Source organism: Algoriphagus sp. 10J20-15 (genome assembly GCF_055809615.1).
Genome location: NZ_JBVVUG010000045.1, coordinates 69,642 through 88,576, shown reverse-complemented (window position 1 = coordinate 88,576; position 18,935 = coordinate 69,642). Strand labels below are relative to the sequence as shown.

At 40.5% G+C, this 18,935-nt stretch carries 18 protein-coding genes and 2 pseudogenes; 15 read left to right on the top strand and 5 right to left on the bottom strand.

The features are described 5' to 3' along the window. Nucleotides 1-36: 36 nt before the first annotated feature. The gene (locus AC0L6R_RS20120) at nucleotides 37-798 is read right to left on the bottom strand and encodes a cytochrome d ubiquinol oxidase subunit II (protein WP_473272843.1); all 762 of its coding nucleotides are present in this window, start codon (nucleotides 796-798) and stop codon (nucleotides 37-39) included. Between the two features lie 10 nt (nucleotides 799-808). Continuing rightward, nucleotides 809-2,140 (bottom strand): cytochrome ubiquinol oxidase subunit I, encoded by a 1,332-nt coding sequence (locus AC0L6R_RS20115; protein ID WP_473272842.1) that lies wholly within the window; start codon nucleotides 2,138-2,140, stop codon nucleotides 809-811. Nucleotides 2,141-2,513: 373 nt separating this feature from the next. On the opposite strand from AC0L6R_RS20115, the gene AC0L6R_RS20110 reads away from it, so the two are divergent. Continuing rightward, a complete protein-coding gene (locus AC0L6R_RS20110; protein ID WP_473272841.1) occupies nucleotides 2,514-3,401 on the top strand; it encodes a bestrophin family protein in 888 nt (295 codons plus the stop codon). 119 nt (nucleotides 3,402-3,520) lie between these two features. Here the strand turns inward: AC0L6R_RS20110 and AC0L6R_RS20105 are convergent, their stop codons facing one another. The 3 genes from AC0L6R_RS20105 to AC0L6R_RS20095 form a co-directional block, all read right to left on the bottom strand. After that, entirely contained in the window at nucleotides 3,521-4,216 is a 696-nt protein-coding gene (locus AC0L6R_RS20105; RefSeq protein WP_283411536.1) for a head GIN domain-containing protein, read from the bottom strand. Between the two features lie 257 nt (nucleotides 4,217-4,473). Then, entirely contained in the window at nucleotides 4,474-6,900 is a 2,427-nt protein-coding gene (locus AC0L6R_RS20100) for an ABC transporter permease (protein ID WP_473272840.1), read from the bottom strand. A 142-nt stretch (nucleotides 6,901-7,042) separates the two neighbouring features. Further along, nucleotides 7,043-7,732: a head GIN domain-containing protein gene (locus AC0L6R_RS20095; RefSeq protein WP_283411538.1), complete on the bottom strand. Its 690-nt coding sequence runs from the start codon at nucleotides 7,730-7,732 to the stop codon at nucleotides 7,043-7,045. Between the two features lie 349 nt (nucleotides 7,733-8,081). On the opposite strand from AC0L6R_RS20095, the gene AC0L6R_RS20090 reads away from it, so the two are divergent. The 14 genes and pseudogenes from AC0L6R_RS20090 (at nucleotide 8,082) to AC0L6R_RS20025 (ending at nucleotide 18,845) form a co-directional block, all read left to right on the top strand. Then, nucleotides 8,082-10,019, top strand: coding sequence for an ATP-binding protein (locus tag AC0L6R_RS20090; RefSeq protein ID WP_473272839.1), 1,938 nt, complete (start codon nucleotides 8,082-8,084; stop codon nucleotides 10,017-10,019). Nucleotides 10,020-10,234: 215 nt separating this feature from the next. Continuing rightward, on the top strand, nucleotides 10,235-11,254 hold the full coding sequence (locus AC0L6R_RS20085; protein WP_473272838.1) for a glycoside hydrolase family 18 protein: 1,020 nt from the start codon (nucleotides 10,235-10,237) through the stop codon (nucleotides 11,252-11,254). A gap of 19 nt (nucleotides 11,255-11,273) precedes the next feature. Beyond that, nucleotides 11,274-11,450 carry a glycosyl hydrolase family 18 protein gene (locus AC0L6R_RS20080; protein WP_473272837.1) on the top strand — a complete coding sequence of 59 codons (177 nt, stop codon included), beginning with the start codon at nucleotides 11,274-11,276 and terminating at the stop codon, nucleotides 11,448-11,450. Nucleotides 11,451-11,645: 195 nt separating this feature from the next. Then, a pseudogene (gene purH, locus AC0L6R_RS20075) lies at nucleotides 11,646-13,170 on the top strand (bifunctional phosphoribosylaminoimidazolecarboxamide formyltransferase/IMP cyclohydrolase). Between the two features lie 186 nt (nucleotides 13,171-13,356). Continuing rightward, nucleotides 13,357-13,593 (top strand): hypothetical protein, encoded by a 237-nt coding sequence (locus AC0L6R_RS20070; protein ID WP_473272836.1) that lies wholly within the window; start codon nucleotides 13,357-13,359, stop codon nucleotides 13,591-13,593. Next, a complete protein-coding gene (locus AC0L6R_RS20065; protein WP_473272995.1) occupies nucleotides 13,590-13,874 on the top strand; it encodes a type II toxin-antitoxin system RelE/ParE family toxin in 285 nt (94 codons plus the stop codon). The genes AC0L6R_RS20070 and AC0L6R_RS20065 overlap by 4 nt, the downstream gene beginning before the upstream one ends. Nucleotides 13,875-14,063: 189 nt before the next feature. Next, nucleotides 14,064-15,554 (top strand): cysteine--tRNA ligase, encoded by a 1,491-nt coding sequence (cysS, locus tag AC0L6R_RS20060; RefSeq protein WP_473272835.1) that lies wholly within the window; start codon nucleotides 14,064-14,066, stop codon nucleotides 15,552-15,554. After that, a pseudogene (locus AC0L6R_RS20055) lies at nucleotides 15,544-16,526 on the top strand (M28 family peptidase). Before cysS ends, AC0L6R_RS20055 begins: the two are co-directional and overlap by 11 nt. Before the next feature lie 136 nt (nucleotides 16,527-16,662). Beyond that, complete coding sequence (locus AC0L6R_RS20050) at nucleotides 16,663-16,881, top strand: LacI family DNA-binding transcriptional regulator (protein WP_473272834.1); 219 nt, start codon at nucleotides 16,663-16,665, stop codon at nucleotides 16,879-16,881. Continuing rightward, nucleotides 16,874-17,314, top strand: coding sequence for a substrate-binding domain-containing protein (locus AC0L6R_RS20045; RefSeq protein WP_473272833.1), 441 nt, complete (start codon nucleotides 16,874-16,876; stop codon nucleotides 17,312-17,314). Before AC0L6R_RS20050 ends, AC0L6R_RS20045 begins: the two co-directional genes overlap by 8 nt. A 17-nt stretch (nucleotides 17,315-17,331) precedes the next feature. Next, complete coding sequence (locus AC0L6R_RS20040) at nucleotides 17,332-17,694, top strand: substrate-binding domain-containing protein (protein ID WP_473272993.1); 363 nt, start codon at nucleotides 17,332-17,334, stop codon at nucleotides 17,692-17,694. An 84-nt stretch (nucleotides 17,695-17,778) separates the two neighbouring features. Beyond that, nucleotides 17,779-17,961, top strand: coding sequence for a galactokinase family protein (locus AC0L6R_RS20035; RefSeq protein ID WP_473272992.1), 183 nt, complete (start codon nucleotides 17,779-17,781; stop codon nucleotides 17,959-17,961). Nucleotides 17,962-18,193: 232 nt separating this feature from the next. Next, nucleotides 18,194-18,550, top strand: a complete 357-nt coding sequence (locus tag AC0L6R_RS20030; RefSeq protein ID WP_473272832.1) for a hypothetical protein — start codon at nucleotides 18,194-18,196, stop codon at nucleotides 18,548-18,550. A 28-nt stretch (nucleotides 18,551-18,578) separates the two neighbouring features. Next, on the top strand, nucleotides 18,579-18,845 hold the full coding sequence (locus AC0L6R_RS20025) for a hypothetical protein (protein ID WP_473272831.1): 267 nt from the start codon (nucleotides 18,579-18,581) through the stop codon (nucleotides 18,843-18,845). The last annotated feature ends 90 nt before the right edge of the window (nucleotides 18,846-18,935 follow it).

The window sequence follows — 18,935 nt, the reverse complement described above, 5'->3', positions numbered from 1 at the left end:
AAAACCACTTAAAAATCGAATTAAGGCCTTACTCCCTCATCCAACTTTAACCAAAAGAACTACAATAGCCAAAGTAGCCAACAGCAAAACAGCAATTGTAATCCACTCCTTCAATAGCAACCCTACAAGAGGAACTGCATCCACAATGGAGGCAGCAAAAACAAGACCGCCTGCCAGCACGGTGAATACTATAAATAACTTAGCTTTTTTTACCACCACCAGTCTAACCTCAGCACTTTTAGCCTCGCCTACTAAAAAAAGCGAAGCCAAAAACCCGCAAATAGCAACGGTGAAAATCCCCACTGAAATACTAAAAAAGTTAAACCAAGGATGAATATAGGCTTCATAAAACCCACTGGCTTCCGTATCTATCTCCCCTCCTATCGCCGCTCCGAAAATAAGCCCTAGAAAAAGAGGCGTGATAAAACTAGAATAGGTGAAAATGAGATTATAAACTTTCTGCATATCGTCCTGATACGCGTCATAATGCCTGAAAACAAATGCTGTCCCCCTTCCTATAATCCCAATAAGCATAAGTGCCAAAGGAATATGGAGATGAACAGAAAGAACGGTGTAAATCGGAGGAAATCCCACAAATAAAATCACGATGGCTATAATCAGCCACATGTGATTTGCCTCCCATATTGGACCAATAGTCTTGTATGTCGTGTTTCGAAGCTGTTCACGCATGGAGGAAGGAGTAACTAATTCCACAATACCAGCTCCAAAATCAGCACCTCCAAGCAACACGTACATCAATAGCGAAAGGCAAAGAAAAATAATAACTACGTAGAGCATAAGAGTAGATTTAAGAGTTGCCTGAGGTTTGAGCGTCTTTAGTCAAGTTTTCATCTAAAGCCTTAATCTGTCTATACAGCAAAAAAGAAACGATTGCAGCAAGTGATACATAAATGGCTGTAAATATGAAAAATGAATACTTAATACCAGGAATTGGCGTCACAGCATCTTTTGTCAGCATAATCTCATAGATAATCCAAGGTTGACGTCCCACTTCGGTAACTGTCCAGCCAGCTTCCAACGCGATAAATCCAAGTGGCGTAGCCAATACAAAAAGCCATAAAAACCACCGTTGAATTTGCCAGTTTTTCTTTTTCCAAAGGGAAATAAAATACAGCAAACTCAGGCCGACCAAAACCATCCCCAGCCCAACCATGATTTGGAAAGCATAATGAACCACAGCAACTGGCGGATGATGCTCCTCCGGGAACTGATCCAAACCTATCACCTCAGCATCAAAATCCCCATGAGCTAGGAAACTCAAAGCTCCCGGAATTTTGATCGCATAGTTTACCTCCTTCGCTTCTTCATCGGGAATTCCCCCAATGATCAGAGGGGCAGCTTTGCTAGTTTCAAAGTGCGCTTCCATTGCAGCCAATTTTGCAGGTTGACGCACTGCAATATCTTTTGCAGAAATATCACCTGAAATAGGCTGAAGTAATGCTGCCACTGCCCCAAATACAATGGCAATGGTGAATGCTTTGCTATGAAATTGGATGTTTTTCCCCCTCAACATCATAAAGGCATGGATTCCTGCAACCGCAAAACCAGTAGCCGTAAATGCCGCTAAAGTCATGTGTAATGCTTGTGTAAACCAGGCATCATTGAACATAGCAGCGATAGGATCTATATTGAGAAATTTACCGTCTACGTAGTCAAAACCACTTGGGCTATTCATCCAGCCATTGGCTGCTACAACTAAGATCCCAGATGCTAAGCCACTGATTCCCACCACTACGCCAGTAAACCAGTGAAACCAAGGTTTGAATTTACCCCAACCGTAAAGAAAGAATCCTAATGCAATTGCCTCTATAAAGAAAGCCGTTCCTTCCAACGAAAATGGCATCCCAAAAATTGGTCCGGCATGTAGCATAAACTCTGGCCAAAGCAATCCTAACTCAAAGGAAAGCATGGTACCCGAAACAGCCCCGGTTACAAAGAATATGGCGACACCTTTACTCCAGGCTTTAGTCAGGTCTTTGTAAAGTGGATTATTGGTTTTCAAATACTTGTAATGGGACGTCGCCATAAAAAAAGGCATCACCATACCAATACAGGCGAAAATAATATGGAATCCCAGAGAAAGAGCCATCTGGGAGCGGGCAGCAAAAAGATCTTCCATGCACACTAGTTGGTTAAATTCAGTCTAGGTAAATAGCCTGAATGTATAAAACTCGTTATAGGATTGACGCTGAAATAAGAGGATTAGTTCATGTTTGATAAACTTAATTTCATACCAACACCAACGCCTATTTACCTTTTCCAAAGTTCAATTCTCAGGAAGTAAAATTATAAGTATTCCTTTCACCCTTTTGTAATTTTTGGCACAGTAATACGCTTATTACTAATGGATTTTTGACATTTTTATGTAGTTTAATTGCAAAAAAATATTTTTATGTACGTAAAACGGTATTACAGTTTTTGGATGACCATTCGCTGGTCCAAACTTTCCCTAATTTATGGTCTGCTCTACTCGACTGTCATCATCGTCCTGTATGAAATCACCAACATCCCTTTTTTCACTTCCTTGGCAACCTATCTCTGTAATAGGTATTGCTGTTGCCTTTTTCTTAGGTTTTAAAAACAACAGTTCCTACGACCGAACGTGGGAAGCAAGAAAAATCTGGGGAGCCATTGTAAATGAAAGTAGAACTTTTGCCACGGCTATTCTCAGTCTGCCAAGTCCTGATTTGCCCAAGGAGGAAAAAAAGAAAATTATATACAGACACCTAGCTTGGCTTCTTGCCCTGAAGCATGTGATGCGAAAGGAAAAAACTTGGGAGCATAATTTACCAGTAGAAAAACTGGTTTTCATCCCTGGATTTATTAAAGAATACTACGACGGAATTTTTGTGGAAATCGAAAAATACGTCTGTGAAGAAGAGCTACAAACCGTCAGGGACAAGTCAAACATCCCCTCTCAGTTACTGAAAATCCAAAGCAAGGAAATCGCCAAGTTAAAAGAAGGAGGATTTATCTCTGATTATAAACAAGTTTGGATCCATCAGATACTAGCAAATTTCTACACCCATCAGGGCATGTCGGAGCGGATTAAGAACTTTCCTTTCCCCCGACAATATGCTTCCACTGGTCTATGGATCACCTATATTTTTTGCGCATTGATTCCCTTTGGTTTACTGGATATTTTTGCTCAAAGCACTGCGTTACATTATTGGCTGACCATCCCTTTTTCCGCAATTATTATTTGGACATTCTTCGTGGTGGATAGAATTGGAGATTACTCTGAGAATCCATTCGAAGGAGGGTACAACGATGTGCCTATTTCATCCATTTGCCGAGCTATAGAAATAGATTTGCTCGAGATGCTGGAAGAGGAAAATATCCCAGCTCCATATCAAACAGAAAATGGGTTTTTGATGTAATAAAGTTGGAAAAGATAGAGTACTCTGCGAAAAACTCTGCGTACCCCTGCAGTAAAATCTACAGCAAAATAAATCCCTCAAACTTTCGTCTGAGGGATTGAAATAAGAGCAAGGCCTTATTATCTTTTTGTTATACTACTTGACCCTGAAGTTCTAATGTTGCCCAACTGTGGGGAACCTGTATAAGTCACATCTCCTGAACCTGAAGAGCTCACTGATAATTTACCCAAGTCCCCTACATTGGTGTCTCCTGAGCCAGACTTGCCAACTACTAATTCACCAATGGCAAACTTCTCTGCATCAAAATCTCCCGAACCAGATTGCTTAATTTCAGCTTGATCTGCAGAGCCATTTGTGATTTGAAGATCAGCAGAACCAGAAATGCCAACTGACAATTTCTTGGCTTCCAGACTTTTCATTGTAATATCTCCTGAACCTGAAAGTGCTGCGTAAAATGAATCCGTCATCACAGGCGAATTCACTTCTATATTTCCTGAACCAGAGCATTTAATTCCCTCAAGTTCTTTATAGGTAATGAAGAACTTCAATTTGACGTTGTTATAACTTCCTTTCACCAAGCCTACGCTGAGCACATCCCCGTCTATCTCAGTTTTCACCTTGCTTAGGTCAACACCTTTCGCTTCGATTCTTACTTCTTCAGTATCCCCTTCAGTTAGGATTACCTCCCAGCTACCGCCAGAATGTACTTTAGTAAAATGTCCGGGAGTTCTAGTTTCTGTAGATTGTGCCTGTACGCAGGACACCATCACCAAAGCGGTCAAAGCAAATGCGAAGATTTTTGTGTAAAGTTTCATGATAAATGTATTGTAAGATTGGAAAATTGAAACATTGGAAAATTTTGTAGTTGAAAAGTGATAAGTGGTGAAGTTTTAAATTCCTTTTCACATCTATAAGATGCTCTAGCTTCAGAAAAGGTTGCATGGGCAGATCTTATTCATTTCTCTTAATCATAAAATCTTGAATCTTAATTCTTGGCTCTTGACTCTAAATACTTGATACTTTGTACTTGATACTTTGTACTTGATACTTTGTACTTAGTACTAAGTACTCATCACTCACTTTTTATACTTTTCACCGGATCCGCCCAAGCAGCTTTTAATGATTGCGACAATACAGTGATGGCAGCTATCGCTCCAGCAATCAACCCCGCCCAGAAAAACACCGTCCAGCTGATTCCTATTGCGTAAGCAAATTCTTCAAGCCAACTGGACATTCTGAACCAGGAAATGGGAATAGCAATAAGAAAACCTATCATTACAAGTTTTAGGAAGTCTTTGCCAAGTGAAACCAGAATATTCCCGGTCTCAGCTCCCATTACTTTCCTTATACCTATCTCCCGTGTTCTTTGCTGTGTAGCAAAAGTTGTAAGTCCTAACAAACCTAAAATTGAGATTATAACCGCTAAGCCTGAGAAAAAGGTAAAAATGGTTTTCACCCGCTCTTCAGCTTCATATTGCCGATTGAATCCCTCGTCTACATAAAGTGGCTCGAAAGGGAAGTCAGGTCTCAAGGCAGCCCATTCTTCCTTGATGTAAGCCATAGTTTGCTCCTGATTCTCAGCAGCTATTTTCAAGCTTACCTGATTATTTCTATCCTGGGAAATCATAAATACTATAGGTACAATCGGCTGATGTAAAGATTCGAAATGAAAATTTTTCATAACGCCAGTCACAAATCCACGTCTGTCACCATACAAGAATTTCTTGCCTATGGCTTCTTCTGGACTTGACCACCCAATTTCTCTAATTGCAGCCTCATTGAGTACAAAAGCTTCCGTGGAATCACTCGCCAGATTGAAATTAAAGTCCCGCCCAGCTACTATTGGAATACCATAGGTATCCAAGAAATTATGTGCTACATGTATATCTGCTATCCGGACATTGAGCTGAGTCATTTCTCCATTTATCTCCGCAGTGCTGCCTTGGTTATCCAAAAGCCTTCCAGAAGGGACTCTACTGGATATACTCACCGATTTTATCCCCTCATGACGCTCTAGTCTATCTTTCAAAATAAGATAATTCTGCTGAATTGCAGGACTTGAAGGAAGTACCACTATATCCTCTTTTTCAAAACCCAGATCCTTGCTTTGCATGAAATCCAGCTGGCGCACAACTACCAGTACTGCTACGATAAGCACTACGGAAATAGCAAATTGCCCAACCACCAACACTGAGCGGAATTGCTCATGACCTTTTCCAGCTTTGAAAGCTCCCTTAAGCACTTTGGCAGGGGAAAAACCTGAAAGAAACAAGGCTGGATAGCTTCCGGAAATCACTCCTACCAAAATAACCAAACCGACTATTCCCAAAATATACTCCGGGTTTTGTAAGAAGTTTAAATTGAGGTCTTTATCTGTAAAATTGGAAAAGGTAGGTAAAAACAAGTACACCAAAATCAAGGCAAAAACCATTGAAATGATGGTAAGCATAAAGGACTCACCCATGAATTGTCTGATCAAACGGCTCTTATCTGCCCCCATTACTTTACGCAACCCCACTTCCATGGATCTCATAGAAGATCGGGCTGTGGACAGATTCATAAAATTAATACAAGCAATAAGGAGTATAAAAAGTGCAACTGCTAGATAAATATAGACATAATCAATGTTGCCATTTGGCTCCATCTCCGAGTCGAGATTAGAATACAGGTGAACGTCTGTCAGAGGCCACAGGAATAGCTTTGTTCCTTTGGACATCGGCACTCCAGATTGGGACTCCCCCATGTATTTATCTACCAAGTTTGGGAGTTTAGCTTCTAATGATTTGTGATTGACACCTTCATTTAAAAGTAAATAAGTAGAGAAATTATTACTGCCGAAGTTACTCATGAAAGCATCCTGACCTCCATAGAAAGCCTCCACGGGAGCCATAGATGCTATGAAATCAGTATGGAAGTGTGAGTTATCGGGCATGTCCTGCATCAAGGCTCTTATTTGAAAAACAGCTTCCTGCCCTTCCAAATTTAGTATCAGATTTTTACCAATAGGATTTTCTTCTCCAAAGTACTTTTTGGACATAGACTCCGTGATCACTAGGCCATCTGAATTGGTAAGCGCCTCCTTAGCGTCTCCTTCTAGGATGTTAAAAGAAAAAACATCAAACACTTCAGGATCTGCGAAAAAGAAATTATCCTCTTCGAAGGCCTTGTCTTCATATTTTACCAGAGGATCATAGTGAAAAAATCTACCCACTGCCGCTACTTCATCACCATAGTCAGCTTGGATCAAAGGACCAAATGGCGGAGCTGCATGTCCAAGATGCAAACTAAATTCTCCATCTGGATTGAACCAAGCTCTCGAAACTCTAAAGATCCGATCAGCATTTGCATGGTATCTATCATAACTCAATTCATGCTGAACAAACAAAAAAATCAAAATACTCACAGCCATTCCTACAGCCAAACCGAACACATTGATAAACATGTAAAGTGGGTTTTTTCGAGTGTTTCTGAGGAGTATTTTAAAGTAGTTTTTTAGCATGATTGTACGTGATTGGAAAATTGTAAGATCCGTATCAGGACCAGTAGTTAATTTGAAAAGTCTTCCGTATCTACTCTTGATTCTTGGCTCTAGACTCTTATTTCTAGATACTTGATCCTCTTTACTTGCGACTTTTTTCTGCTTACTTCTTAATCACCTTTGTAGAGCCTAAGTTACCCTTGCTAATATCCGTGGGATTTCCGCGGTAATACACATTTCCTGAACCGATAGAACCTACAGTAAGATCTCCATCTACACCTATATGTACATCTCCAGAACCTGTTTTGCCTATTTTCACATCACCGGCCATCAGGTCAATACCTTTGAAATCCCCAGAACCTACCTGGCCTATATTGACATCACCGGCTTTTCCACTTGCAATGGAAACAGTACCTGACCCACTCATACCTATATTTAAATCGTCAGTTTCAAGAAATTCCAATGATATCGTTCCAGAACCTGCTTGGCCTATTCCGAATTCTTTAGAATACACATCAGATCGAACCATGATATTTCCTGAGCCAGCCAATCCCAAACTTTCTAGTTTCTTGATGGTAACATAAACTGTAAAGTCTCTATTGTCATCATCATCGTCTTTGAGCTCAATCTCAAGTTTCCCGTCTTCCACTTCAGTAATTACCTCGCTCAAATCAAACCCTTTTGAAACTAGCTTGACTTGATCTATATCACCAATCGTTATGATTACATCCCATGAACCTTCGGAACTTACACCCGTAAATTTCCCTGGAGTTCGAATTTCAGTCTGTGCCTGAGCAGTGGTGCCCATTAAAAATAACAAAAGAACAAGTGCGGAAATTTTAGAGAAAGTCATAGCGATATATTTTAATTCGTGTGTGACTTCTACTTTTCAGAGATTGTGCCAATGAGAAAACCTACCTCATATGCCAATCAACAATGTTTCTGCACAATCTTCTGTCCGAAGCAATACCATTTTGTTCGGAAGCGAACGATAAATGCAAATAAAAAAGAATAACTGCTGTAGCAATCTTAGTAACAACGTAGTAAAAGGAATTCCCATTGACAAGTAAAAATTAATAGCTCTGGGTAGGAAAATTTTGCAATAGTTAAAATCACCAGTTTGATTTTCAGGCATTCAGATGCATCTTTACCTAATACTCCTTTTTATCACCTAAGGATAAAAGCCCACGTCAATCGCCTATATGCTTACTCACTTACTGGTTTGGATGGTTCTATTGATCCCATCTATGCAACAATCACAGACCGATAGTCTTAAGTCGGTTGTAAAGCAGACAGACAATGATTCCATCAAAGCGTCCGGATTTTACAATCTGAGTAGAATCTATTATCCCTACGACCAAGATTCAGCTATTCTATTTGCTACCTCCGCCAAGGAGATTTCAAATGCTAAGAATTTCAAAAAGTTGGAGGCAAATGCCCTCAATATTATTGGGGTTTCCTTTCTGATCAAAGCTGAATATGAAAAAGCACTAAGTACACATTTTGAAGCTTTAGGGATCCGCGAAACTCTGCAGGATACGGTCGGAATGATAGAATCAACGATGAATCTAGGCAATATCTATTACAGACTCGGCGAACCGGAAAAAGCAGTAGCTCAATACCATGAAGCACTGGCGCTGGCACAGCAAATCAACCATGAACGAGCTATGAGTTTGCTCTATAACAATCTGGGAAGTTTTTATAGAGATCGCTGGTTGGCTTTTAAGGATGAGAATGACTTTAATCAGGCCAAAGATTTTTTACAAAAGTCCCTGGACATAAAAGAAAAACTTCAGGACAATCGAGGTATCATCAATACGCTCGGCCAGCTTGGTGAGCTATATTACGAATCAGGTGAAAAGATCAAAGGCATAGAAATGGTGGAAAAATCCTTGGAATATTCTGAGGAACTGAACGACACCGAAGGTAGGCTTTCATCACTGGGGACGCTTTCCGATTACTATCGGGATGAACAGGACATCAGCAAATCTCTACCTTATGCAAAGGAGGCTTACGAACTGGCAGAAAGCACTGATTCCTACTATCATATCGCCATCGCAGCGAGTAGAATGGCTAATTTGTCCGCTTTAAATAAAGATTTTGAAAATGCTTACCAATACCTACTCGTTCATAGAGCCAGTAACGACTCAGTATTCAACGCATCAAGACAAAAAATTCGCGACGAATTGGAAATCCAATATGAGAGTGAAAAGAAGGAGTTGGAAAACCAGAAGTTGACTCAGGATCAAGCACTCGCAGAACTCTCCCTCACTCGTAAAAATGAACTGCTTTGGATTTTCATTTCAGTTGGACTGCTATTGCTCGCTCTCGCGTGGCATCAACGCAAAATCAACCAAAAACTACGGATAGCGCATCGTAAGTTGGAAGAAACCAACCAAAAAGTACAGAACCAAAACAAAAAAATTCAGGAACAGGCAGCGGAACTCAAGAACTCCAACCGAGAGCTCAAAAAAGCAAACAAATTTCGCGAAAAGCTTTTTTCTATCATTTCCCATGACCTGCGTACCCCCTTTGCCTCGCTTAATAATTCGCTGGATCTCTGGCAAGAGGGCGAGCTCAGTATGAATGAGATGAATTACATCCTTTCCAATATCGCCTCTAATACGCGATCAGCCTCTATCCTACTTTCGAACTTACTTACCTGGGCCAGAACTCAGATGAGCTCCGAGCAGGTAGAAAAAACCGAAGTTTCTCCCGCAGAGCTCATTTCCGAAAACCAACAGCTATTCGCCAAGCAATTAGATCAAAAAGAACTCACCCTCCATAATAATATCCCTTCAGGAGTATCCCTGCATACAGATCGGGATAGGTTACGATTTATCCTTCGAAACATTATTTCTAATGCTCTCAAATTCACACCTGCTGGTGGAGAAATCACTGCATCGCTTGATCCAGATTGCCCTTCAGCTATCCTAATCAAAGATAGTGGCATAGGAATGAGCCAAGCCCAGATCGACACCTTGTTTAACAAGAAACAGTACTCTTCTACGGGAACCAACGGGGAACAGGGTACTGGAATTGGATTGATGCTGTGCAAAGATTTTGCTGACAGTATTGGCGCAAAAATTACCGTCAGTAGTCAAGCGGGACGTAGCACAACTTTTAGAGTCGAGATTTGAAGGCATCTTACCTAATCTAATTCAAACTTGGGATAAAAGCCTAATACCAAGATTTACACTCCGAAGTTACTATCCGAAATCAGGATACTAACTAAGTCCGGCATCGGAAATACACCTAAGGCAATTCTTTTCCGTAGAATTGTTGAAAAATATTTTTATTTAAGTAATTTCAACTTAATGTAAATTATTTAATAAGTACACTAAATCACCTTTCCTTGAAAACTGCTGTATTTCCCATTTTCCTTATTTTGACAGGCATCCTAGGTTGCTCTACTCCAACTGACAACCCTTCCGGGGAGCCAAAAGAATCTCAGTTACTCACCCCAGAACCAGTAATCATGGCCTATTATGTGGCAGAGCGAGATTACCAGCCAGAGAAAATTCCAGTAGAAAAACTCACCCATATCATATACTCCTTTACAAATGTTATTGACGGTGAAATGAAATTCCGAAATGAAGAAGTAGCAGGTCCAAAGATTGAAGCCTTGGTGAAGCAAAAAGAGCGTAATCCTGATTTGAAGGTAATGATTGCCTGTGGGGGCTGGGGAGCAGATGGTTTTTCGGATATGGCATTGACAGAAGAAAGCAGAGCAAAATTCATCAAAAGTGCTTCTGAATTCATTACCAAATACAAGCTTGATGGCATGGACATGGATTGGGAATATCCAGGGATTTCCGGAGCTGGTACCATGGCTCGTCCGGAAGACACGGAAAATTTCACAGCTCTGATGAAGGGCCTAAGAGAAATGCTGGATGAATTTGACTCTCCAAAAGTCCTGACCTTTGCCTCAGCAGGCTGGAAACGGTACTACGATTATGTTGATATGGACGAGGTGATGAAGTATGCCGACTATACCAATGTGATGACATATGATCAAGTTTCAGGGGTCTCCATTTACACAGGTCATCATACCCCACTTGGCGATGTGAAGAATGCTGATATAGAAGGCACCCCCTTCCAAGCCCATTTAGATAGCCTTTATGCGAATGGTGAAAATCTTGATTCAGATCCACGTTCCTCTGAAAAAATTGTAGACTTCCTTATAAAAGAAGGTGTAGATCCAAAACAGATCGTCATAGGAGGCGCCTTTTACGGGAGAGTTTGGAAGGGAGTTCCACCTGTAAACAATGGCCTATACCAGTTGAGCAGTGGCTTGCATATTGGCTGGATGGCGTATCATCAGATTCGTAGCCAAATACGAACAGGACAGCAGTTTCACAAGATATTGGGATGAAAAAGCTGAAGCACCTTATATGTATAATGCTTCCGACAGCCTGTTTGTATCCTATGACGACACCGTTTCTGTGGCACTAAAAACAAGGTACACCATGGAGAAAGGTTTGGGAGGCATCATGTTCTGGGAATTGGGAAATGACACCAAAGAAGAAGGAAGTTTGCTAGATGCTATTTATAAGGCAGCAAAGGAATAAGTTTTTAAATCTTCTTGGTTCGTCTTACTACGTTCATGATTCAATATTAGAATTGATTAACACGGCCGTATAAGTATTATGGGTTTTGAAAGATCTCGTAATTCGTACTTCTTAAATCAAATTTCTTTCATCTCGCTTCCAAGCAAATTTCTTACCTTTGCACCTTGCTAAGTTTTCAAATCAACCCATTTCCAAATGGCTACAAAAAAAATAAAATCTGCCCTTATTTCTGTCTTCTATAAAGACAACCTCGAACCTATCATCGCCCTATTGAAAAAACATGATGTCACCATTTATTCAACCGGTGGCACTCAGAAGTTTATCGAGGATCAAGGTGCGGAAGTTATACCAGTAGAAGAGTTGACTAGCTATCCTTCCATTTTCGGTGGAAGAGTAAAAACCCTACATCCAAAGATTTTTGGAGGTATTCTTTACAGAAGAGATAATGAAGGAGATCTTTCCCAAGCTTCAGAATATGAGATCCCTGCTATTGATTTAGTCATTGTGGATTTATACCCTTTTGAGGAAACTGTAGCTTCCGGAGCTTCTGAAGCAGATATTATTGAGAAAATAGACATAGGAGGAATTTCCTTGATCCGTGCTGCTGCCAAAAATTTCAAGGACGTAACAATCATTGCTTCTAAAGATCAATATACAGAACTGGAAGGAAGATTAACGGAACAAGATGGAGCTACTACTCTAGCTGACCGTCGTTATTTCGCAGCTCAGGCATTCCATGTTTTCCAACTACGACACCCATATTTTCAATTACTTCAACCAAGCTGAAAACATTCCAGCACTGAAAGTATCTGAAACTAAAGCAAAAGTGCTTCGCTACGGAGAAAACCCACATCAGAATGCCCATTTCTATGGAGATATGGAAGCACTTTTCGATCAGTTGAACGGAAAAGAACTTTCTTACAACAACTTAGTAGATGTGGATGCAGCAGTTAATTTGATAGCAGAATTCAAAGGGGAAACAGCTTTTGCAATCTTGAAGCATACCAATGCCTGCGGAGTTGCCTTAGCTACTACTGTAAAAGAAGCATATCAGAAAGCTTTTGCGGCTGACACTACTTCTGCTTTCGGCGGTGTTTTGATTACAAATCAAACAGTAGATAAGGATGCAGCAGAAGAAATGCATTCCTTATTCTTCGAAGTCTTGATTGCTCCAGATTTCACAGATGAAGCGCTGGAAGTATTGACCGGCAAGAAAAATAGAATTTTGCTTAAGCAGAAAATGGATCTTCCTGGGACTAAAATGATCAAAACGCTTCTTAACGGCGTGATCGAGCAGGATAAAGATTTGGCAACTGAAACAAAAGCTGATTTCACGGTGGCTACCAAAAAAGCTCCAACAGAAGCTGAGCAAAACGCCTTAGTATTCGCAGCAAAAATCTGTAAGCATACCAAATCAAATACGATTATCCTTTCTAACAGTGATCAATTGTTCTCAAGCGGTGTGGGTCAAACTTCCAGAGTTGATGCCTTACTTCAGGCAATTGACAAGGCAAAAGCATTTGGCTTTGACCTGAATGGTGCAGTGATGGCATCTGATGCCTTCTTCCCATTCCCAGACTGTGTGGAGATCGCTGGCAAAGCTGGAATCACAGCGGTAGTTCAACCAGGCGGATCTATCAAAGATCAGTTGAGCATCGATTATTGTGACGAAAATGGCATCGCAATGGTGATGACAGGAGTAAGACACTTTAAACATTAAAAAAGTAGCAAGTAGCTAGACATAAGTATCAAGACCTTCTGAGATTAAGTCATCAGAAGGTCTTTTTGTATTGCTTAAGCCTTAAAATCAAAAACTTAGTGAGTCTTGGTTTTTGTGAGAATTAATAAAACCTCTATGTTTTGATTTAAGTTTGATATGTAATTTGTACTATCTAATCGAACTACTATGGATGTATCCGAACGAATTAAGAAAAATCTGATTTCCAGAATTAAAGAAACTCAGGACATCGATCTCTTAAAAGACATTGAATCTATTTTTGATTCTAAAAGTGATGAGGTGGTAGACTTAACTGAAGATCAATTGAGAGCTATTGAAACCGGACGTAATCAAATTAAAAATGGTCAATTCAAAGCTCATCAAAAGGTAATATCTGAAATGAAAAAACGGCTAGAAAGCAAATAGTTTGGTCTGACTTAGCTTCAACTGAACTAGCAAGCATTTTAGATTTTTATACTGTTCGTAATGGTAGCAATAGATATAGTTTAAAACTTTTAGATGAGATTGAAAAAGTAGTAAGTGCTTTGATCGATAATGAGCATCCGGGTAGATTAGCTACAAATAAGTTAACTAGGATTTTACCTTTCAAATATTACTTGATTTTTTACGAAGTAAATCACCATCAAATAGAAATCGTTTCGATTTGGGATAATCGTCAAAACCCTGAGAGAAAAAAAGTTTACTGATTTTCTGTACTTAATTTTACAATTCAAGTAAAAAGGTTAAAAACCAATAAAATAAACTGAGATTATTTATACATATCCCATTTTTTCACAAACTTTCATTTCCCCATTTGAAACTGCTATTTTGCAGCCTGAATCAATTTCGGACTTTTTCCGTTCTTGCTTCTTGATACTTGAATCCTGATTCTATAAATGAAATCGCATAATTTAAAGCTATACAACACTCTTTCCCGCAAGAAAGAGAACTTCGAAGCAATCAACCCTCCTTTTGTAGGATTATATGTCTGCGGACCAACTGTCTACGGAGACGCGCATTTGGGCCATGCACGCCCGGCAATCACTTTTGATACTGTTAATCGATATCTGACCCATCTGGACTATCGGGTTCGCTATGTTCGAAACATTACTGACGTAGGCCACTTGCAGGGTGATGCCGATGAGGGGGAAGATAAAATCGCCAAGAAAGCCAAACTAGAGCAGTTGGAACCTATGGAGATTGCCCAGCAATACACGGATTCCTACCACAGGGATATGGCTTTGCTGAATACTTGGAAACCTAATATCGAACCAAGAGCAACCGGACACATTCCAGAGCAAATTGCTTTAGTTGAAGCCATCTTAAAAGAAGGTTTTGCCTACGTAGTAAACGGATCGGTGTATTTCGATGTGATGAAATACAACGAAACAAATGACTATGGTAAGCTTTCTGGCCGTGACTTGGAAAACTTGCTGACTGGCAGCCGTACACTGGATGGGCAGGAAGAAAAGCGGAATGCAGTAGACTTTTCCCTTTGGAAAAATGCGTCTCCAGAACACCTCATGAAATGGGATTCTCCTTGGGGAGTTGGATTTCCTGGCTGGCATTTGGAGTGTACTGCCATGAGTTCAAAATATCTAGGAAAAACCTTTGACATCCACGGCGGTGGCATGGACTTGATGTTCCCACATCACGAATGTGAGATTGCGCAAGGAAACGCATGCAATCATCAGGATCCAGTGAAATATTGGATGCATAACAATATGATCACCATCAACGGACAGAAGATGGGTAAATCCCTAGGGAATTTCATCACCTTACAGGAACTGTTCAATGGAGATCATAAGCTGCTGGATCAGGCTTACAGCCCGATGACGATCCGTTATTTTATTCTAACTGCCCATTACCGCTCCACGTTGGATTTCTCTAACGATGCTCTTCAAGCTGCGCAAAAGGGCTATAAAAAACTCATCAATGGTCTGAGAATTTCTAAGCTATTGAAATATGAGGCAGGTGAGGATGAAAAGGATGAAGAGCAAATCGCTCAAGTAGAACAAATCATCACCAATGCCTACAGGGCGATGGATGATGATTTCAACACAGCACAAGCAATTGGACACTTGTTCAATTTGCTGAAGAAAATCAACTCCATGTATACAGGACAGTTAAAGTCCGCTGTCTTTGGTGAGGAGATATTCAAAAAATTGATTGATACATTTAACACATTCGTTTCGGATATTTTGGGTTTGATTGAGGAGAAATCAGACAACCAAAATGAAATGTTAAACTTGCTTTTACAATTGTATACAGAAGCAAAAACTGCCCGAGATTATACCAAGGTAGATGAAATCAGGGCTGGTTTGAAAGAGATAGGATTTGTGGTAAAAGACATGAAAGATAAAATTGACTGGGCGTATGAAGAATAAATCTTGGCTGCTAGGCCTACTCTTACTTGCCTGGGCATGTTCTAGTCCTGAAAAGAAAGCTGAAACAGTAGCGGAAGTTCCAGTAAAGCCCTACCCTACTTTCTCTGCTGATTCGGCATATGCTTATGTGCAAAAGCAAGTAGATTTTGGACCAAGAGTTCCTGAAACTGAAGCTCATGAATCAACTAAAAACTGGCTTCTGGCTAAGTTTGAAGGTTTTGGCTTTACCGTAGAAACACAGGATTTCGAGGCGAAGACTTACGATGGACTTACCTGGAACTTGAGTAATATCATAGCTTCATATAATCCTCAAGCAAGCAAAAGGATTCTTTTGGCAGCACATTGGGATACCCGACGAATAGCCGATAAAGACACAGAGCGAATTGATGAACCTATTGACGGAGCAAATGATGGCGGTAGTGGTGTAGCGATTTTAATGGAAATCGCTCGGGTGATAGGTACTCAGGAATTAAAGCCAGAAGTTGGAATAGACATTATATTATTCGACGGAGAGGATGACGGTGAGCCTGAAGGAACAGAAATGAGAAACAACGAGCAGGATTTCTGGTGGTGCTTGGGCTCTCAGCACTGGTCCAAAAACAAGCATAAGCCGAATTACTCTGCTTATTACGGGATCTTGGTGGACATGGTAGGTGCGAAAGGAGCCCGGTTCTACCGAGAAGGTTATTCCCGTCAATACGCCTCAGGAATTGTTAAAAAAGTCTGGGACAATGCCCATCAGATTGGGCAGGGAGACTTTTTTATCTATAAAGATTCTCCAGAAATCACCGATGACCATGTATTTGTGAATGCATTTGCAAAAATACCCATGATAGACATCATAGAATTCTCACCTGATTTTGGATTTGCTCAGTATCATCACAAGCACTCGGAGATAATATGGAGATCATTGATCGTCGTACCTTACAGGCAGTGGGAGAAACTGTTCTTTTTACTGTTTACCAAGAGTAAAAACCTTATCTTTCCATCTTAGAATCGTCCAATTTAGATGCTACCAAGTGGATTCCTTAATCATTTTGACTAATGAAATCGAGAACTTCCGAGGTGCGAGATTCCATATGACCACTGAAAATACAATAGTAAGCATATGAAAAAAGGTCACCAGGTAACCATGAAAGAAATCGCCAAGAAATTAGGTGTTTCTGTATCGACTATTTCCAGAGCGCTAAAAGATTCTCCTGAGCTACACCCAGACACTAAAAAGCGTATAGTGGAAATGGCCAAGGAGATGAATTACCAGCCAAATCTCCTAGCTCAAAGTCTTAGGATAAGTAGAACTGAATACACTTGGTGTAATTGTGCCTGAAATCACCTCGCACTTCTTCGCTTCCTGTATCTCAGGCATTCAGGATCATGCCAATAAGCGTGGGTATAATGTAATGATTTGCCAATCGAATGAGACTTTGGAACTAGAAAAGGCAAATATCAGAACTTTAGTTTCCTCTCAAGTGGATGGCTTGCTGATCTCGCTGAGTAGAGAAACTAATAAATACGATCATTTATTTGACCTATATAATAGAGAAATCCCCTTTTTACTATTTGACAGAGTAAATGAAGATATTCCTGTATCGAGGGTGACTTTTAATGATGAGGGAGGAGCCTATCATGTGACCAAGCACCTCTTGGAAACCGGCTGCAAACGCGTAATGTATGTATCCGGTCCTGAAGACTTGTATATAAGTAAAAAAAGGGAAAGAAGGGTATTTACATGCCCTTACAGAGTTTGGGATAGATGCTGATCCTGAATTAGTGAAAGATTTCTGATCTGACTTCCGAAGGCAACGTAAAAATTGCCCATGAAATCGCAAAAATGACAAATCGTCCTGACGGTGTATTCTGTATGATAGACCCGGTCGCTTTGGATTTTATGTCTGTTTGGAAACCCATGGGAATCAAGATCCCTGACGACATGGCTCTAGCTGGATTTACCAATAATCCGGCCTCAGCAGTGATAGAGCCTCCATCGACCACCGTGGCTCAGCCCGGCTATGAAATGGGAAAATTGGCAGTCAGTCATTTGCTCGATCAATTAGAAGGCCAAGCTTCAGATGATCCGATTTCCATTGTTTTAGAAACTACCTTGCTACCCCGTCAATTCGACGAAAGCACTTTAACTTAATGAAGAGATAAAATTGCCCTATCCTTTGAGAATATCTTTGGAAATAAACCCATTATGGCGTTTGCCCCTGGAAGAATCAATTAAATCGCAGAACACACAGACTATCAGGAAGGTCTGGTTTTCCCAGCTGCTGTGGAACAAGGAATATGGGTAGCACTTCAAGAAAACAGCCTCCCACTTGCACAATTTTTTCGGAAGACTATAATGAAGAGTTTGTCTTCGACATCCATTCATTCTCCCCAAAAAAAGGACACTGGGCCACACTGACACCATGGGAATGGTCTCCCAATTTCAACAAGCCGGTTATAGATTAGAAGGGTTTGACTTAGTTTTTGGAGGCAATATTCCCGCATCAGGACTTTCTTCCTCTGGCTGCACTTTCAGTCGCAATTGGTACAGGGTTGACAGAATTATTTAAGTTAACAAGTCTCCAAAAAGTCCATCGTACTATGCGCTCTAAAAGTCGGAGCATCTCTTTGCAGGAGTGAAATGTGGCATCATGGACCCATACGCCTCTGCCTTTGGGAAAGAAGATCATGCGTTAATCTTGGATTGCCGTACCAATAAGCACGAAGAAGTTGCTGTGAATCTTCGGCTCCCATTTCCCTATTATTGGTCAATTCTGAAAGTCAAGACACAACCTGCTGATCCGGCCTACAATAAACGTAGAGAGTCTTGTGAAGAAAGTGTAAGCATACTTCAATCTTATTTTCCAGCGGCCACAACCCTCCGAGACATTCCTATAGGGGGAATTCGAGAAAGTCAAGCAGACCTTACCGGCAACTCTTTTTCCAAAAGCAAAACATGTGATCACCGAAATAGAGCGAGTCAACCTTGCTTCAAAAGCTCTTCATGAAGGTAATTTAACTGTCTTTGGAAACTTATTGAAAGAGTCGCACAGGAGCCTGAGCAGAGACTTCGAAGTCAGTTGTTTGGAATTGGATTTTTTAGCCGATAAAATCCTGAAGTCTACCGGTGTATTAGGTTCCCGCATGATGGGCGGTGGATTTGGAGGTTGCACTATCAACCTGATTTCCAATTCACATAGGGAGAATTTCCAAAATGAAATACAGGCTTCTTACAAAGAAAAATTTGGAATAGATGCAGATTTCATACCTGTTAGTCTTTCTGAAGGAGCTAGAATACTGTAGAAATTTACCGCTTAAAAGCGCAATCCCATCTAGACAATAAATAGCGTATTTTTTTCCAAAAAAATCACCAATTTGTAGTCTTAACTCTCA

Excerpts from the sequence above, each read along its gene's own strand:
- AC0L6R_RS20120 (WP_473272843.1), bottom strand. The coding sequence starts at position 798 with ATGCTCTACGTAGTTATTATTTTTCTTTGCCTTTCGCTATTGATGTAC.
- AC0L6R_RS20105 (WP_283411536.1), bottom strand. The coding sequence starts at position 4,216 with ATGAAACTTTACACAAAAATCTTCGCATTTGCTTTGACCGCTTTGGTG.
- cysS (WP_473272835.1), top strand. The coding sequence starts at position 14,064 with ATGAAATCGCATAATTTAAAGCTATACAACACTCTTTCCCGCAAGAAA.
- AC0L6R_RS20115 (WP_473272842.1), bottom strand. The coding sequence starts at position 2,140 with ATGGAAGATCTTTTTGCTGCCCGCTCCCAGATGGCTCTTTCTCTGGGA.
- AC0L6R_RS20100 (WP_473272840.1), bottom strand. The coding sequence starts at position 6,900 with ATGCTAAAAAACTACTTTAAAATACTCCTCAGAAACACTCGAAAAAAC.
- AC0L6R_RS20090 (WP_473272839.1), top strand. The coding sequence starts at position 8,082 with ATGCTTACTCACTTACTGGTTTGGATGGTTCTATTGATCCCATCTATG.
- AC0L6R_RS20095 (WP_283411538.1), bottom strand. The coding sequence starts at position 7,732 with ATGACTTTCTCTAAAATTTCCGCACTTGTTCTTTTGTTATTTTTAATG.
- AC0L6R_RS20080 (WP_473272837.1), top strand. The coding sequence starts at position 11,274 with ATGTATAATGCTTCCGACAGCCTGTTTGTATCCTATGACGACACCGTT.
- AC0L6R_RS20050 (WP_473272834.1), top strand. The coding sequence starts at position 16,663 with ATGAAAAAAGGTCACCAGGTAACCATGAAAGAAATCGCCAAGAAATTA.
- AC0L6R_RS20110 (WP_473272841.1), top strand. The coding sequence starts at position 2,514 with ATGAAATCACCAACATCCCTTTTTTCACTTCCTTGGCAACCTATCTCT.
- AC0L6R_RS20030 (WP_473272832.1), top strand. The coding sequence starts at position 18,194 with ATGGACCCATACGCCTCTGCCTTTGGGAAAGAAGATCATGCGTTAATC.
- AC0L6R_RS20070 (WP_473272836.1), top strand. The coding sequence starts at position 13,357 with ATGGATGTATCCGAACGAATTAAGAAAAATCTGATTTCCAGAATTAAA.